Below are 15,911 nucleotides of genomic sequence, written 5' to 3' on the forward strand. Positions count from 1 at the left end.
CGCCGACAAGCGACGGGGTGCTTCCTTTAAGGCAGTACCGCTATATTGCGATGCTCATCTGGCCTATCATCCCTGGCCGGTGAGGATGGCGATGAGCTTCTGGATCAGGTTCATCCGCTCGTTGCCGTCTTCGGAGCCCTTTTCATTGGATTCTTCAGTGTTCTCAGTCGGCTTTTCAGGCTGAGTGGTCTCCGGTGCCTTCGTGCTGTCGGACTTCTTCGGGTCCTTCGACTTGTTCGAGTCATTGGTGTTCTTGGAGTCCTTGGACTTCTCCGACTTCTTGTCGGACTTGGACTTGTCCTCAGGCTTTGTGCTCGGTTCAGTGGTGCTCTTGTCCGACTTCTTTTCGGTCTTGCGCTTTTCACCCGCAGGGGTGAACGTCGCGTCGTCGAAGGTGATCTTGTCACCTTCAGCCTTCGGGTAGAGCGACTTGTTCGCCTTCGTCGTCCACAGGTTCACCCGAAGCTGCTGGGTTCCGTTGTCCCTCGGGACACGCTTGGTCTGAGTGTCATCCGAAAGGACAGTGCCATCTGCAAGCGATGTGATAACCCGCAGGTAGTTCTTATCCCAGACGGCTTTTGTCTTGATTGTCTGAACGCCCTTGGGGATATCAAAGCGCTTGTGGGGAACCCGGTCGCCGAAGCCCTTAAGGTCATCAGGGTAAACAGTTACCATACCGAAGGTTTTGGGACGGTCCGCGCTGCCCCAACGGGAAATCTCAATGAAGTCGATTTCCGAGCTGCCCTTCATATTGGTGTGCTTTTCCATTCCGGGCGTACGGTCAATGGCAACTTCTGCAGTGTCGTACGTAAAGATTCCAAGAACGTTGCTCGGATCCATTCCGTCGAAATCTCCGGTGTAGCTGAATTCGTATGTGCCATAACCGGTTGATTCCGTAGCAATCAGCTCAACGCCGCCGTCAATGCCCTTATTCTGAACAACAAGCTCGTCTTTGCCGTTCACATGGGCACCCTGCACCCACTTACCTTCGCCATCGCTGGGGTGCGGAGCCTGCGGACCACCCCAGCCCATGACATCATTAGTGGAGCGAATAGCCCAGTCCTGACCTGAGAATTCGATCGTCTTGAACTTGTAGTCGGTTTCAAACCGACCGCTCTCATAGGAGATCTTCGGAGGAGCGGCCTTTGCCTCTACCGCAATAGAAGCAGGAAGGACGAGCCCCATCGCCAACGGAACAATTGCATACTTTGCAAGATTCTTTTTGGTGAACACCTGCGGTCTACCCCTTCGGCTTAAATGTTTATTCAGCATCAAAGTAACATCTGGATAACATCTTTGAGCGAGTCCAAAGCGTAGCACAGCGAATTCGGCGTCCGCGATGGCAAAACCGGCTGGAAAATCGCCGAAAACAGGCATTTAGACCTATTGATTTTGGGCCCCTGGCCCCACCCTTTTTGACAGCTGCTTGAACGGCTTCCGCGTGTACTCTGGCAAAGCTCAACTCAGGAGACTTTCCGAGGCTTTTCGAAAATCACTCAAACTTTGGGTACAACGCAGGCTCGACTCGATACGGCCTAGGACTCAGCGTCAACCGAGCTCAAACGAAGCTAGGCCCAGCCCAGTTCATGCAGGCGTTGGTCATCGATCCCGAAGTGATGCGCGATTTCGTGGATGACGGTGATGTAGATCTGATCGCGCAGATCGTCGTCATCTATGGCGAAGGCGACCAGGTTGTTCTTATACAGACTGATGGTGTCCGGCGGAACGAAGCCATATGAGGAGTCGCGCTCAGTAAGCGCCACACCCTCATAGAGTCCCAGAAGATCAGGCTCTTCCAGCGGAGCGTCGTCCTCGATGAGGATGGCGACATTGTTCATGGCCTCGCGCAGCTCGACCGGAAGGTCGCTCAGTGCAAGCTCAACGACCGCAGTGAACTCGTCGTCCGAAATGCCCTTCTCCACACATCCTCCACTCTCCGTCTGACTTGGCAGTTTAGGCCGGCTCAGCGCATCAGCCGAGCCCGAATCCCCTCCGCCCAAAGTGCCGCCGCAGCCCGCGTGGCCAAGGTCACGCCGGGGCACCGCCCTCGATTTTGCATTCTCTCAAAGCGGCCTATATAGTTATCTCTGTTGCTCACCGCGGAAGCGGTCAGAAACACCAGGCCCCCATCGTCTAGCGGCCTAGGATTCCGCCCTTTCACGGCGGCGACACGGGTTCGAATCCCGTTGGGGGTACTCGAAACTTCGGTTTCAATTTAAAAGAATAAGGCCCTGTGGCGCAGTTGGTCAGCGCGCCGCCCTGTCACGGCGGAGGTCGCGGGTTCAAGTCCCGTCAGGGTCGCGGAGCACAGGGCTCTTCTGCTTCAGAAGAGCCTTTGTTCTATCGACTGAACAGCCAGTCGATGGCTCTGTAGCTCAGTTGGTAGAGCGTTCGACTGAAAATCGAAAGGTCACCGGATCGACGCCGGTCGGAGCCACCAAGCAAAACCCCTGCTTCGGCGGGGGTTTTCGCGTATTCGGACATCGTTCTCACTCCCCCTTGAATACATAGTTTGAGAGGGCCCGCTGCAGCTCCCACCCACGCGCCGCACAGCACAGCAGACCGGACAGCGCGCACAGGCTGCGCTTCCGATCTGCACAGCATGCAGGCTTTGTTAAGACCCGTTAAGATTCCTGAGAACACTCTGTGTCGCCAATCACTGCTCTGACTCCTGTTGCAGATCGCAAAGCCGCGGCAAAGCGGAGCCGGAAGGAACCACATGTCTGAATTCACTCCCTGGACTCTTCTCACTGACGCGGGAATGATCGGGGCCCTGTTGGCTGTCGGCGTGCTTCTGCGCGCGATCATGAAAACGCTCCAGTCACTGCTCATCCCGGCATCGTTCATCGCAGGCTTCCTCGGCCTGGCGCTGGGACCCAACGGCTTCGGCCTGCTGCCGTTCTCCGACGAGCTCGGCACCTACGCTTCCGTTCTGATCGTGGTTGTGTTCGCGTGTCTGGCCATGTCAGATGACTTCGACTTCCGCAAAATCAAGGGCCCCATCGTGAGCTTTTCCGCATACGGGGTGCTCATCTACACCGCCCAGATTGCGATCGGCATTCTCGCCGTCATGCTGCTTTTGGGCCCCGTGTTCGGCGCGGACCTCACAATCGGCACACTGCTGTTCGCGGGCTGGGCCGGCGGTTTCGGCACTGCAGCGGCTATCGGAGATGTCTACGCCGGTGCAGGGCACGAAGATCTGCGCTCCCTCGCTTTCACATCAGCAACCGTCGGCTTGCTCGCAGGCATTGTGGGCGGCATCATCCAGGCGAAGATCGGCGCTATGCGGGGCCACGTCAAAGAGTTCGCCGGCATGGAGTCCATTCCGAAGGACATGCGCACAGGCGTGCTCACCGGAGAAGACCGTCGCACACCCATCGGGCAGCACCGTTTCTCCGGTTCCAGCATTGAGTCCCTGGGCTTCCAGGTGGGCATAGTTCTTGCTATCGCAGGTGCTGCCTACGGCGTGACTACGCTGTTGGGCAGCTGGTTCCCCGCTGTCAGCTTCCCCACCTTCTCGGCTGCCTTCCTCGTCGGCCTGGTGGTCCGCGGTCTGTTCAAAGCAACCCGCACCACTAAATTCGTCGACCGTGACAGCCTCACCTCGATTTCCGGTTCCGCAACCGACATTCTCGTGGTCTGCGGTATTGCGTCCATTCAGATGCAGGCTGTCGCCGACAACCTCCTGGTGATGTCAATCCTGTTCGTCGTCGGTCTTGTGTTCTGCCTGGTTCTCGGTCTGCTGGTGGCGCCCCGCACCCTGCAGGACGGCTGGTTCGAAAAGCAGATCTTCACGTGGGGTTGGGCAACAGGTGCTGTCAACACCGCGATCGCCCTGCTGCGCATTGTCGACCCCAAGCTGAAATCCGGAACACTGGAAGACTTCGCCATCGCCTACATTCCGGTTGTGCCGGCCGAAGTCACCGCGGTGACGTTCGTTCCGGCGCTCGCCATGGCAGGCTTGGCCTGGCCGATCCTTGGCATTTGGGGCGGTATCGCCGCTGCTGCCGCGGTCATCTTGGCGATCGTCGCGGTCCGCAACCGCTCCGCCGTACCGACCGCCGCGTAGCCGCCCGCATCCCGCATAGATCCTGAAACGCGCCCGTCACCGATGGTGGCGGGCGCGTTCTATGACAACAGCTGCCGAGGTGCGGCTTCCGTGCACCTCTCTCCTACCCCATGACGAGGCGGAGGACGGCTGCCCGAGCTTCTTCGGCTGTTCCTGCCACTGCGGTGCGGAACTGTGCACCGGCGGCAATCAGCGCCGCTGTTGCTGCTCGCGGGTCATTGCCCAGATCGAGCACCGCTTTGGCTTCGCCGCAGGCATCGGCCTGTTCGGCGGTCTCAACGAGAACTGCTTCAACCGCTGTGCCCTGCGGGGCTCCCACGGCGAAGATGCGCGGCCGGGCAACATCCGCCTCGAGCACGGCAATGTTCTCCCACACCCTGCGACCAAGCTGGTCAGCACCGCTGACCGGTGAATCGACCTCGCCTAACGCTGGCTGACGCTCATCAATCTGCACCCACACGGTCCCGTCAGCGGCCATAAGTCGCAGGACCTCGGAATAGGCGTTGGTGAGCACATCGACCCACGCCTGCCCCGCGGCATCATCGGCCAGTCCCCCGGCAAAAGCCCGAAGAACAGATGCTGGACCGGCGAGAACCGGCCGGATTTCGACCCCTTCCTCATCGAATGCTTCGGCCCGCAGATCGAAAAGCCGTCCCGGACGCACTGGCCCGGCACTCGGGGCCGCAGCACCGGTCAGACCCGCGGGTGGTTCAAGATCGAGCTCAGCACGCAGACTCACGTGAGAGCTCGAACCGCCGATGAGCCCCAGCACAATCGCGGTCGAAACCAGCAGCGAACCGTGCGCAAAGTCGGCCGGAATCGCATGCGGTTCATACAGCCCATCATCAGCCAGCTGGCGGTACGCTGACAGTCGGGCGGCACGCATATCGGATTCATATTCGGCCTCGTCAATTTCGCCCGCGAGAAGCCGCGCAATTCCTGCATCCCGAACGTCGGCAAGGAGCTCCCGCGGAACCGACAGAGTCGTCGCGGCGGGAAAAGCACGGGAAAAGTCCACTTACATCCAGCCCTTTTTCTTGAACACCACGTACAGAACCACGGCGAGCGCGACCATCGCACCAATCGCCATCGGGTAGCCGAAGGACCAGCTGAGCTCCGGCATGTCCGTGAAGTTCATACCGTAGATCGCGCCGATGAGCGTTGGGGCAAAGAGAATGGCCGCCCAGCCGGAGATCTTCTTCATGTCGTCGTTCTGGCGCTGCGAAACGAGGGTCGAATTGACCTGCAGAATCTGATTGAGCGCATCCCGCAGCTCAGAGATGTCAGGAATAACGGTCGCCAGGTTGTCAGACACATCTTCCAGATATGTCTGCAGCTCTTCGTCTTTTCCATAGCCGTGCCGGGTGATGCCGAGCAGCAGACGGCGAATCACGCCCATCATCGACGACGAGGCCTGCTGCAGTTCGATGACCTCACGCGACAGGCGGTAAATGCGCTCGGCAACCGCGGGATCACCCGAAAACACCTGTCGTTCAATCTGCTCTTTGTCGAGTTCAAGCCCCCGCAGAACCGGAGGATAGTCATCGACGAGGGAATCCAACAGACCGTGAATGACGGCCTCCGGGCCGTGTTCCAAGAGGCTGTCGTGTTCAGACCAACGTTGAATGAAATCGGCCGAACGGCTGTGCCACGCTTCTGCGGCCGCAGCGTTCTGACACAGAATAGCCACTTGGTTGTCGCGCATGAGCACGTGAATTTCGCCGACGTCGATATCTTCTTTTGAGTCCCGGTAGACAACCGAGTTGACCACCACGAAAAGAACATCGCCATAGCGTTCGACCTTGGCGCGCTGCTCTTTGGCCTCAAGGTCCTCCACCAGCAGCGGGTGAAGATCCCACACGTCCTCAAGTTCACTCAGCTGTGCTGCAGTCGGCCGGTCAACAGCAAATGCGACCACACGGTCCTCGTGCTTGCGCGCAAGCGTGTCAATTGCCGTGATCTCGTGTTCCATGTCGATCGAACGCAGACCGAACTTGTCAAAGGACACACCCCGAATGTTGTGCCGCACGGGGGCCGGCGCAGCCGTCTTCTCACGACTTCGGCTGGCAACGCGAGGAAAGCGGAGCCGACGACTGGAACTGGAGTTGTGAGCACGAACCATGCCCTCATTCTCACACGTCCCAGCCGTCAATCCGCGTCCACTCAGAAGGCTGAGAGCAGCGGACCCTCAGACATGAGCGGCCGCAGCGACGCCAGCTCCCTGCCTAATGCCCAGCAAAGCGGCACGAGCGTGCACCAGATTGCGCAGCGACGCCTCGGTCTCCCGGTAGCCGCGCGTCTTCAGACCGCAGTCCGGGTTGACCCACAGGCGGTCTGGGCCGATCGACTTCAATGCCGCTCCCAGCAGATCCTCCAATTCGGCCGTTGACGGCACGCGCGGCGAATGGATGTCCCACACACCCGGGCCGATCTCAGCGTGGAAGCCGTCATCGAGAGCATCCAGCAGCTCCATACGCGAACGCGCCGCCTCGATCGAGGTGACATCGGCATCGAGTGCTTGAATTGCCGTGATGACCTGACCGAACTCGGAGTAGCACAAGTGGGTGTGGATCTGCGTGTCCACACGAGCTCCCACAGCGCACAGTCGGAAAGCGCGCACAGCCCACTGAAGGTATTCAGCACGGCGTTCTTCGCGCAGAGGCAGCAGTTCGCGCAGAGCAGGTTCGTCGATCTGGATAATCGGGATACCTGCGTCTTCAAGGTCGCTGACCTCGTCTGCCAGGGCGAGCGCAATCTGGTCGGCGGGCACGCTGAGCGGTTCGTCGTCGCGCACGAACGACCACGCAAGAATCGTCACCGGTCCGGTGAGCATGCCCTTGACAGGTTTGTCGGTGAGGCTGGCCGCATAGGACGACCACGGGACGGTAATCGGCTCGGCACGGCTGACATCGCCGAACAGGATCGGCGGGCGCGTACAGCGGCTGCCGTAGGACTGGACCCAGCCGTTGGCTGTCGTAACGAAGCCGTCGAGGTGCTCTGCGAAGTACTGGACCATGTCGTTGCGTTCGGGTTCACCGTGGACGATGACGTCTAGCCCGATGTCCTCCTGCAGGTCGACAACGCGTTTGATTTCGGCCCGCATGGTGTCGGTGTATTCGGCCTCGTCGATCCTGCCGGCGCGGAAAGCCGCACGAGCCTTGCGGACGTCATCGGTCTGCGGGAAGGAGCCGATTGTGGTTGTGGGCAGATCAGGCAGACCCAGGCGGGCTTTCTGCGCGGCACGGCGCTCATTGACATCGCCGCGGCTGACTTCGGCTGGCAGGGCTGCCGTGCGCTGTCGCACCGCATCATTGTGGGTGCGGGCGGATTCGGTGCGGGTGCGCTGTGCTCGTGCGGCACGCGCGAAGGCAACCTCACGGCTCTGCGTGGTTCCGGTGGCGAGTGCTTCTGCGAGTGCTTCGATTTCCGTGACCTTCTCTTCTGCAAAGGAGAGCCATCCGGCGACGTCAACGGGGAGGTTCACTTCGCCTTCAAGGGTGTAGGGCACGTGCAGCAGCGATGTCGAGGTACTCACGGATACCGGCCGGTCGAAACCGCGCAGTGTTTCCAGTTGGGTTTCGAGGTCTGCCGCCCAGATGTTGCGGCCGTCGATGATGCCGGCCACCAGGTGCGTCAGCTGGGGTACGGCCGCCGTGATCCGTTGTATGTAGTCCGGGTCGGCTTGCAGAGTAGGTTTGGAGATGTCGACTGTGAGAGCTTCGGGAGCGACTGAGGCAAGCGCATCGAGGCCTGCCCGCAGTGAACCGTAGGAGGCGGTGACTGCGATCTGCGGGCGCTCATCGCCGACCGCGGCACTCAGCAGAGTGCTGTAGGCCGATTGTGCAAGACCGGCCAGTTGGTCATCATCAGCGGCGTCGAAGTCGGCGACAAGGGCCGGTTCGTCCAGCTGCACCCATTCGACTCCCGCTTCTGCCAGGGCAGCAAGAACCACCGCGTAGTTCTTCACCAGATCGTCAAGCCGGTCCAGGGGCCGGAAGTTCGGGTAGTCTTCCGCAGCCTTTGACAGTGCCAGCAGAGTCACCGGCCCCACCAGTACGGGACGGACAGTGTGGCCTGCCGAAGCGGCTTCTTCCACGAGCGCCGTCACTCGCTGTGGGCGGGGAGTGAAAACGGTGTCGGGACCGATTTCAGGAACGAGGTAGTGGTAGTTCGTGTCAAACCACTTGGTCATTTCAAGGGCCGGGCGGTCATCGGTGCCGCGAGCAAGGGCAAAGTACTCTTCCCAATCGAGGTCTCCAGCCGCACCGCCGAGAACTCCGACGGCCGCGGCGGTTTCAAGAACCTGGTCGTAGGCGGCGAAGTCGGCAGGCACAGCGTATGGCTGATTCAGGCCCAGTTCTGTCAGTCGGCCGTAGGTTTCCAGCCGCACGGAGCGTGCCGCTGTTTCAAATTCAGCAGGCGAGATCTTGCCTGACCACAGAGCTTCGAGGGCTCTCTTGAGTTCGCGGTTCGGTCCGATCCGCGGGTAGCCGGTGACGGTCGCAGTGGGGTAAGCGGCCCAGGTGCGTTCAGTGTGAGACATGTGCGTCCTCTCATAGCTGTACCGGAAGCCGCAGTCTGACTTCCTTCGCTTGCGACACTAAAGACGATGGGCCGGTGGGCTCCCCTCTGCTGTCATCTGGCGGTCACGGAAGATCACAGTCCGTCACACGGGTTCACACAGCTTCACGACCGACCGCACCGACAGTCCTCGCGGCGATGCCCAGTCGGTTGAGCACTTCGAGCGTTGTCCGCGGGTCATTGAAGGTGTAGAAGTGCAGGCCGGGAGCTCCCGCGTCGAGAACCCGCTGGGCGAGTTCCACGGTGGCGGCCAAGCCGATGTCGCGGGCGTGTGCGGGGCTGCGGGCTCCTTCCAGCTGCTCGGTCAGCCGCTGGGGCGGCACCAGACCGGACAGGTGGGCCATTCTGTTCAGCCGGGCGGACGAGGTGATCGGTAAGATCCCGGGAATGATCGGCATGGTGACGCCGGCCAGGTGGGCTGAGCGCAGCAGGCGACTGTACGCCGAGGTGTCGAAGAACAGCTGAGTGATGGCGAAGTCCGCACCAGCCCGCTGTTTCGCGGCGAGGACGTCGAGGTCTTCGTCCGGACCGCTCGATTCGGGGTGGCCCGACGGATACGCGGCAACCCCCAGGGACAGCCTGCCACCGCAGAAGCGGGCAGCGCTGCGTTTTTCCAGCTGCCGCACACGAGTGACGAGAGCATCCGCGTGCGGCAGGTGGTTCTCCGGTGGACGGGTCTGTCCGGCGGCCAGGTCCCCGCGAACTGCGAGGAAACCGCGCACCCCGGCGTCAATGAACTGCTCCACCCATTCCAGCAGCTCGACCGTGGGAGCGGCCGTACACGCCAGGTGCGCCAAAGGCCGAAGCCGGGTGGTTGCGGAAAGCTCGCGAACAAAATCTGCCGTCCCCTGTACCCAACCGGATTTCGCTGAAGATGTGATCGCCACGTAGTCGGGCCCGTACGCTTCTAGAGCGCTGATCAGCTCCGGCAGAACCTCACGCGCCTGAGGTGTGCGCGCAGGCATGACCTCGAAAGACAGTGCGGGGCGCACGGGCCTCGGGAACCGCAGCTCGGCTGCAAAGTCTTCGGCCAGTGCGGGCGCAGATGCGGATTGTCTGCTTTGGTGTGCGTGTTCCATACGGTCACACTAGAAATCCGGCCGCGACGGCGTTCATCAATCGTCACGAAGCCGCCGCGAACAGTCAGAAAGCGTCACACGTCCCAGCCGACACGCCTCAGCGAACGTGCGGTCCTTCAGCTGGAACGGGAAAACAGGCCCAGCTTCTCCCAGCTTTCCGTGTACAGGTTGAAGGCTGCGACAGCGCTGTCAAAGTCATCGGAGTCAAGCGCATCCACCCACGAGTCAACGTAGTCCTGCGCCTGCTCAGGATCGAGCACACCCGTCATGCCGCCCAGGTCGAGCTCAAGAACCGCGTTCGGATCAAAAGTCTCCAGCCACTTGCCGAACTGGGCCGCGGATTCGACAACAGCGCGCAGCCGGGACTTCTCCCGAACCACAGACAGAGCCCAGCCCACACGAGCAGAGGCAGCCACAATGTCCGTCCTGATGAAGGTGCGCTGGGAGCCGTCCTCCGCCTCGTCAGTGCGGACCCTGTCAGCGTCGAGGTCAAAGGCGAGCCACCACACGGGTGAAACCTCCCAAGCGGCGGTGCGGGTGAACACACGGTCATCGGGGTCGTCCTGCAGCCACTCCACACGCCGGGCAGCGGCACGCCTGCGCGCGGACTTCGGCACAAGGGTGTCGAGTTCATCGCGTGAAACGTTCTCCGCCAAAGCGTCAACAGCGTGCCACGAGCGAATATCGTCCTGTACCGGGCAGACCCGCGTAATGCCATCGCCCCACTCTTCTGCCGTGAGGAAAATCGGAGTGCCGCGATAAGAATCGGCAATAGGGTCCGGTGGGAAGCTGATCAGCCGGGCGTCAGCATCGGCTGCAACAAGCTCCTCGATCATCGCGCGGTTGTCCGACACCGGATAGTCGCCGAGTTCCGGATGTGCGTCCAGCGGTTCGAAAACCCTCAGACAAACCTGATACCTGCGCTCATAAGCCATACCGTCCAGCCTAGCCGCACGGCTGAGCAAACGGCGTCTTATGGCCCGTCTCAAATGGCAAAGTGCATAGGGGTCCGATAGAATGACGCCGAACTGAAGCACACAAACGCAAACCGGGGCCTATCTTGGGTGCCCTGGATCGACGAAGAGGGGGTCGACGCCTGTGGGTCGCGGCCGCGCTAAGGCAAAGCAGATCAAGGTAGCCCGGAAACTCAAGTACTACAGCCCCGAAACCGACCTTTCCGCCCTTCAGCGGGAGCTTTCCGGCAAATCAGGATCGAACGACTACGATCAGTACGACGACGATCCCGACTACTCCGAGTACGCAGAAAAATACGCAGACTACGATTCCGACGAAGACTGACGGGCCTTAGTCTGCACGGACAGTGGGGGCAGCCAGCTTGGTCTGGCTGCCCCCACTGCTTGTTTTAGCTGGCCTGTTTTGGTCGGCGCACCGCCGGGCGCTGGTGAACTGCCGAGGTGCCGCCCCAGTCAGGCGGCACCGCTGCGGGACAGTCTCAGTCCAGCAGGATGGCCGCACCGCCGTCGACGCCCTTGGCGCCGGTGACGTAGAAGCTGTCGGATGAGTGTTTGCCGGTGTCTTCGGCAACCTCGCCTAGAATCCACGAACCGCGGAAAGAGCCCAGCACATCGTCCACGCGGTCGGCGTCGACGACGAGCACCATGCCCACACCCATGTTCCACGTGCGCTCACGGTCAGCCTGCGGAACACCTCCCAGGTCGCCCAGCACGCTGAACACCGGGGGAACCTCCCACGTGCTGCGGCGCATAATGCCGATCGAACCGGCCGGCAGGACGCGAGCCATATTTGCCGATAGGCCGCCGCCGGTCACGTGCGACATGGCGTGCACCGCTCCGGGCTGGTTTTCCAGAAGTTCGAGCAGCTGGCCGGTGTAGACCCGGGTAGGCACCAGGAGCTCTTCGCCCAGGGTGCGGCCGAATTCATCAACGCGCGCGTGCAGGTCCCAGTCGGCATCCGCGATGACGCGCCGCACCAGCGAATACCCGTTTGAATGCAGACCGGAAGCGGGAAGTCCGATGAGGACATCGCCCGTCTGCACTTTCTGCGCACCGAGCATATCGGCGGCCTCAACGACTCCCGTGGCAGCACCGGCAACATCGTATTCGTCTTCGCCCAGCAGGCCGGGGTGTTCCGCGGTTTCACCGCCGACCAGCGCAACATCGGCTTCGCGGCACGCTTCGGCAATACCGCGGACGATGTCGGCGATCCGTTCGGGAACGAGCTTGCCGCAGGCAATGTAGTCGGTCATGAACATCGGCTTGGCCCCACCGACGATGATGTCGTCAACCACCATGCCCACGAGGTCCCAGCCGATAGTGTCGTGAATGTTCATCTGCTGGGCAATTGCAACCTTTGTGCCCACACCGTCAGTGGAGGACGCCAGAAGCGGGCGGTCGTAGTCCTTGAGGAAAGAAACGTCGAACATGCCGGCGAAACCGCCCACACCGCCGACGACGTTCGCGTTGTGGGTTGCCGCCACAGCGGACTTCATAAGTTCAACGGCACGGTCACCGGCTTCGACGTCGACACCCGCCGACGCATAGGTGGTTTCGGGCCTGTCGGTCAGACGGTGGCCGTCTTCATCCGCTTGGCCTGTAGATGCAGCCGGTCCGTGCAGGGGGCCAGTCGCGGAATTCGGCGGAGTCATGTCAGCTGTCCTTTGTTCCAGATGTTCCAGAGAGTTCTGAGTCAGTCAGATCGGCTTGCGGTGGAATCGGAATCCTGTAGTCACCGGAGAAGCAGGCCGTGCACAGCTCACTGCTGTTCTGCGTTGTTGCCTCGATCATGCCGTCCAGGCTGATGTAGCCGAGCGAATCAGCCCCCAGAGAACGGCAGATCTCCTGGGTGTCGAGGCCGTTGGCAATGAGTTCGGCGCGGGTGGCGAAGTCAATGCCGAAGAAGCACGGCCACTTGACCGGTGGTGCGGAGATCCGCACGTGGATTTCCTTGGCGCCGGCTTCGCGGAGCATGCGGATGAGCGCGCGCTGCGTGTTGCCGCGGACAATCGAATCGTCCACAACTACCAGGCGCTTGCCCTCGATGTTCTCTTTCACCGGGTTGAGCTTGAGCCGAATGCCCAGCTGGCGGATGGTCTGCGAGGGCTGGATGAATGTGCGGCCGACGTAGGCGTTCTTCATCAGCCCCTGCCCAAACGGGATGCCGGATTCTTCTGCGTAGCCGACCGCGGCGGGCGTACCGGAGTCCGGGGTGGCGATCACGAGGTCGGCATCGACTGGGTGCTCACGGGCCAGACGGCGGCCCATTTCGACCCGCGAACTGTGCACCGTTTTGCCGTTGATGACGCTGTCGGGCCGAGCCAGGTAGACGTATTCGAAAACGCAGCGGGCAGCCTGCTCCTGGGCAAAGCGGTGGCTGCGCAGACCGTCTTCGTCAATTGCTATGAGTTCGCCGGGCTGGATTTCGCGCACGAACGACGCTCCGACGATGTCAAGAGCGGCGGTTTCTGATGCCACAACCCAACCGCGGTCGATCTTGCCCAGCGCCAGCGGTCGCACACCGTGGCGGTCACGCGCGGCGTACAGGGTGTTCTCGTCCATGAACACGAGGCTGAAAGCTCCCTTGATCTGCGGCAGGAGGCCCAGTGCGGCGTCAGTCAGATTGTCGGCATCGGATGATGCGAGCAGCTCCGTGATGAGCGATGTGTCAGACGATGAGTCGCGGTGGGCGCGTGTGCGCCGCGGTTTCTGCTTGTGGGCGGCAACGATTTCGCGGTGCTTGTCCAGTCGCTCATCGGCCAGGCTTTGGAGTTCGTCGAAGTTCGTGAGGTTGCCGTTGTGGCACAGCGCAACAGATCCGTAGCCTGTTGGGCCCAGGGTGGGCTGGGCGTTTTCCCAGGCGTGCGCGCCGGTTGTGGAATAGCGGGTGTGGCCGATGGCCATGTGGCCCGGCAGGGTTTCGAGGTCGTTTTCGTCAAACACCTGGGAGACGAGCCCCATGTCGCGGAAAACGAGGATCTGCTCACCGGTCGAGGCGGCAATGCCAGCCGATTGAGTGCCGCGGTGCTGCAGGGCGTAGAGGCCGAAGTAGCTGAGCTTGGCGACTTCCTCACCCGGTGCCCACACACCGAAAACGCCACATTCGTCTTGGCCTTTGTCGGCGGAGTCAACAACAGCTGTCAGGTGTCCATCTGCACGTGCCACAGTCGCTATTGTTCCACACGCTCTGCCGGATTCAGCCCTCTCGGTCTGCGCGGGTCTGTTCGGCGGCAGTCTGGTCCCGCTGCTCTTCTGGGCTGGTTTCGAGCGAGGTGCCGTCGGCTTCCTCTTCTTCGGCTTGGGCTGCCCGGGAGCCTTCTGCTGCGTCAGCTTCTGGTCCGCCCTGCTCTTCGTAGTGGCCGGTGACTTCCACGGTGCGCGCCTTGCGCCGCAGAACCGCATCCAGAATCAGTGCGACCCCGGCACCCAGCACGGCTCCGGTCAGCGCGAGCAGAACAACTCCCATGCCGACGACCGCGCCGCGGCTGTACTCCTGGCTCAGCTCGCCCATGTCGAAGGGAAGAAAAGCCAGCACACCGGCGATGAGAACTCCAACAAGCGCCCCGACGGCAGCGAAGGACCCGTACTTCGGGGCTCGACGGACGGAGACGAGGGCGGTTTTCTTCATCGGGTTCTCCAGACGACTGGGCTTGAGGCAGTTTGCGGACCGGCAGACGATTCTAGAGCACGCCGCGAAGAGGCAGATGCTCGCTCAGGTCTGAGCGGGTGCCGGAGGCTTCCACCCGGCCAGCCTTCACCTCGTCAGCGAAGTCAGCCTGCCCCGTGACCAGCAGGAGCCAGGTCTCCGGCTGGACCTCGACGACATTCGGGGGTGTTCCGCGGGAGTGCTTGGGACCCTCGATGGCCTGGGCGGCGGCAAACGGCGGGATGCGGATTTCGACCGCACCACCGGGGTTGCGCTCAGCGAATTCCTCCACGGCGTAGCGCACGGCGGTGGCGAGGGTCGCTCGGTCGACGTCACCGCTTTGGTGGTTGCGCCACTCCTGCCAAACCTCGAGTGCTCGACGCCCTTCTTCGGGATCAATGCGACGGCGGATGCTCATGCTGCTCCTCAGTGCTGTTCGGTGCGGTTCAGTTCGGGTCTCAGACCGGGAGGTCTTCGCGGTCGGCGGCTGTGCCGGTCGGGGCGTCCGGCCTGGATGCGGCGAGTTTGGATTCCGCGGCCAGCAGGCCCGCGCCGGGCAGAACTTCACCAGCATCGAGCGCGCGTCCGTGTTCGTCTGCCCCGCCCGTAACGCGCGGGGCAATATCGGACAGAACCCCCAGCGCGGCCTCCATGTTCACCGCACCTGCGGATGCAAGCAGGCGCAGGGCGACAAGTGAGGCCGGGCGCGAAGAACCGTCGAGCACTTTGACCGCAGCCGCCCAGCCATCGGGTGTAGCCATGACACACACGCCCTCGGCGCCTTTTTTGGCGAGGATGCCCAGCCGTTCGATGACGACCGAGTTCTCTTTGCCGCGGCCTTCGATTGCCCACGGGCTGCCCAAAACGGCAGACATCAGCTGATGAGCGCTCTCGGTTCTTCCAGCGGCCGCGCCGGAGATTCCGCGGGCCAGACCGGGCAGGCTCAGCGCATACACGGGGGCTCCGCACCCGTCGATTCCAGCAGCGCTGACAGCTTCACCGCAGAAGTCCTCCACTGTCTGCCGGACCTGCTTCTGCACGATCGAATCGGGGCGCAGATAGTCTTCCGGCCGTGAACCTGCGATCTTCTGTGCCATGAGGAAGGCGGCGTGTTTGCCGGAGCAGTTGAAGAACAGCCGCGATTCAGCCCGGCCGCTCATGCGCATAGCCGCCCTGTTGTCAGCATCAGCCGGTGCGCAGGATGGGCACTGGAGGTCGTCTTCGCCGAGGTTGACCGACGACAGCATGCTCGTAACAACCGACACGTGTTCGGCTTCTGCACGGTGGCTGGCGCTTGCCAGAACCGCGGCCTCCCCGGAAAGCGGCACGCCCAGCTGCATGCACGCAATCGCCTGCAGCGGTTTGAGGCACGACCGGGCGAACACCGGCTCCGCAGGGGCCCCTATCGCTGCGACGACAGCACCGCTGGGGTCTACGAGAGCCGCCGAGCCGATGTGCCGCGATTCGACGAAGTCAGAGCGGGATACGACGGCGAGCTCTTCGGAGCTGTCTGCGGTGAAGGTCTGCATGCCGTACACCCTAAGCGCACGCCGCCACGAGGT

14 protein-coding genes and 3 tRNA genes are annotated in these 15,911 nt (G+C 62.0%); 5 read left to right on the forward strand and 12 right to left on the reverse strand.

Features of this window, described 5'->3' with window-relative positions:
- Positions 1 to 66 precede the first annotated feature (66 nt).
- Both HMPREF2757_RS08000 and HMPREF2757_RS08005 read right to left on the reverse strand, forming a co-directional pair.
- Entirely contained in the window at positions 67 to 1,233 is a 1,167-nt protein-coding gene (locus tag HMPREF2757_RS08000; protein ID WP_070575063.1) for a hypothetical protein, read from the reverse strand.
- A 335-nt stretch (positions 1,234 to 1,568) separates the two neighbouring features.
- The gene (locus HMPREF2757_RS08005; RefSeq protein ID WP_070575066.1) at positions 1,569 to 1,922 is read right to left on the reverse strand and encodes a metallopeptidase family protein; all 354 of its coding nucleotides are present in this window, start codon (positions 1,920 to 1,922) and stop codon (positions 1,569 to 1,571) included.
- A gap of 200 nt (positions 1,923 to 2,122) precedes the next feature.
- Here HMPREF2757_RS08005 and HMPREF2757_RS08010 point away from each other — a divergent pair.
- From HMPREF2757_RS08010 to HMPREF2757_RS08025, 4 genes are all read left to right on the forward strand, one after another.
- A tRNA-Glu gene (locus HMPREF2757_RS08010) sits at positions 2,123 to 2,195 on the forward strand.
- Between the two features lie 32 nt (positions 2,196 to 2,227).
- Positions 2,228 to 2,301: transfer RNA gene (locus HMPREF2757_RS08015), tRNA-Asp, on the forward strand.
- A gap of 63 nt (positions 2,302 to 2,364) precedes the next feature.
- A tRNA-Phe gene (locus HMPREF2757_RS08020) sits at positions 2,365 to 2,440 on the forward strand.
- Between the two features lie 279 nt (positions 2,441 to 2,719).
- Positions 2,720 to 4,069 carry a sodium/glutamate symporter gene (locus tag HMPREF2757_RS08025; protein WP_070575068.1) on the forward strand — a complete coding sequence of 450 codons (1,350 nt, stop codon included), beginning with the start codon at positions 2,720 to 2,722 and terminating at the stop codon, positions 4,067 to 4,069.
- Between the two features lie 103 nt (positions 4,070 to 4,172).
- On the opposite strand, the gene HMPREF2757_RS08030 is transcribed toward HMPREF2757_RS08025, so the two are convergent.
- The 5 genes from HMPREF2757_RS08030 to HMPREF2757_RS08050 all read right to left on the reverse strand — a co-directional run bounded on the left by HMPREF2757_RS08030 (position 4,173) and on the right by HMPREF2757_RS08050 (position 10,664).
- Positions 4,173 to 5,087, reverse strand: coding sequence for a uroporphyrinogen decarboxylase/cobalamine-independent methonine synthase family protein (locus tag HMPREF2757_RS08030; protein ID WP_070575071.1), 915 nt, complete (start codon positions 5,085 to 5,087; stop codon positions 4,173 to 4,175).
- Positions 5,088 to 6,077 (reverse strand): magnesium and cobalt transport protein CorA, encoded by a 990-nt coding sequence (locus HMPREF2757_RS08035; RefSeq protein ID WP_226829320.1) that lies wholly within the window; start codon positions 6,075 to 6,077, stop codon positions 5,088 to 5,090.
- Between the two features lie 180 nt (positions 6,078 to 6,257).
- A complete protein-coding gene (metE, locus tag HMPREF2757_RS08040) occupies positions 6,258 to 8,612 on the reverse strand; it encodes a 5-methyltetrahydropteroyltriglutamate--homocysteine S-methyltransferase (RefSeq protein WP_070575078.1) in 2,355 nt (784 codons plus the stop codon).
- A 133-nt stretch (positions 8,613 to 8,745) separates the two neighbouring features.
- Positions 8,746 to 9,729, reverse strand: a complete 984-nt coding sequence (locus HMPREF2757_RS08045; protein WP_070575081.1) for a methylenetetrahydrofolate reductase — start codon at positions 9,727 to 9,729, stop codon at positions 8,746 to 8,748.
- 116 nt (positions 9,730 to 9,845) lie between these two features.
- Positions 9,846 to 10,664, reverse strand: coding sequence for a DUF8083 family protein (locus HMPREF2757_RS08050; protein WP_070575084.1), 819 nt, complete (start codon positions 10,662 to 10,664; stop codon positions 9,846 to 9,848).
- Between the two features lie 163 nt (positions 10,665 to 10,827).
- Between HMPREF2757_RS08050 and HMPREF2757_RS08055 the strand changes: the two genes are divergently transcribed.
- Complete coding sequence (locus HMPREF2757_RS08055; RefSeq protein WP_070575086.1) at positions 10,828 to 11,028, forward strand: DUF3073 domain-containing protein; 201 nt, start codon at positions 10,828 to 10,830, stop codon at positions 11,026 to 11,028.
- A 154-nt stretch (positions 11,029 to 11,182) separates the two neighbouring features.
- On the opposite strand, the gene purM is transcribed toward HMPREF2757_RS08055, so the two are convergent.
- The 5 genes from purM to HMPREF2757_RS08080 are packed head-to-tail and all read right to left on the reverse strand — an operon-like array spanning position 11,183 to position 15,878.
- Entirely contained in the window at positions 11,183 to 12,355 is a 1,173-nt protein-coding gene (gene purM, locus HMPREF2757_RS08060; RefSeq protein ID WP_256278292.1) for a phosphoribosylformylglycinamidine cyclo-ligase, read from the reverse strand.
- A gap of 1 nt (position 12,356) precedes the next feature.
- Positions 12,357 to 13,868 (reverse strand): amidophosphoribosyltransferase, encoded by a 1,512-nt coding sequence (gene purF / locus HMPREF2757_RS08065; RefSeq protein ID WP_070575088.1) that lies wholly within the window; start codon positions 13,866 to 13,868, stop codon positions 12,357 to 12,359.
- Between the two features lie 31 nt (positions 13,869 to 13,899).
- Positions 13,900 to 14,331 (reverse strand): hypothetical protein, encoded by a 432-nt coding sequence (locus HMPREF2757_RS11920; protein WP_070575091.1) that lies wholly within the window; start codon positions 14,329 to 14,331, stop codon positions 13,900 to 13,902.
- Between the two features lie 52 nt (positions 14,332 to 14,383).
- Entirely contained in the window at positions 14,384 to 14,767 is a 384-nt protein-coding gene (locus tag HMPREF2757_RS08075; RefSeq protein WP_070575094.1) for a sterol carrier family protein, read from the reverse strand.
- Positions 14,768 to 14,807: 40 nt separating this feature from the next.
- Positions 14,808 to 15,878 (reverse strand): asparaginase, encoded by a 1,071-nt coding sequence (locus HMPREF2757_RS08080; protein WP_070575357.1) that lies wholly within the window; start codon positions 15,876 to 15,878, stop codon positions 14,808 to 14,810.
- Positions 15,879 to 15,911 lie beyond the last annotated feature (33 nt).

This window comes from Brevibacterium sp. HMSC063G07 (genome assembly GCF_001810665.1).
Taxonomy (GTDB): domain Bacteria; phylum Actinomycetota; class Actinomycetes; order Actinomycetales; family Brevibacteriaceae; genus Brevibacterium.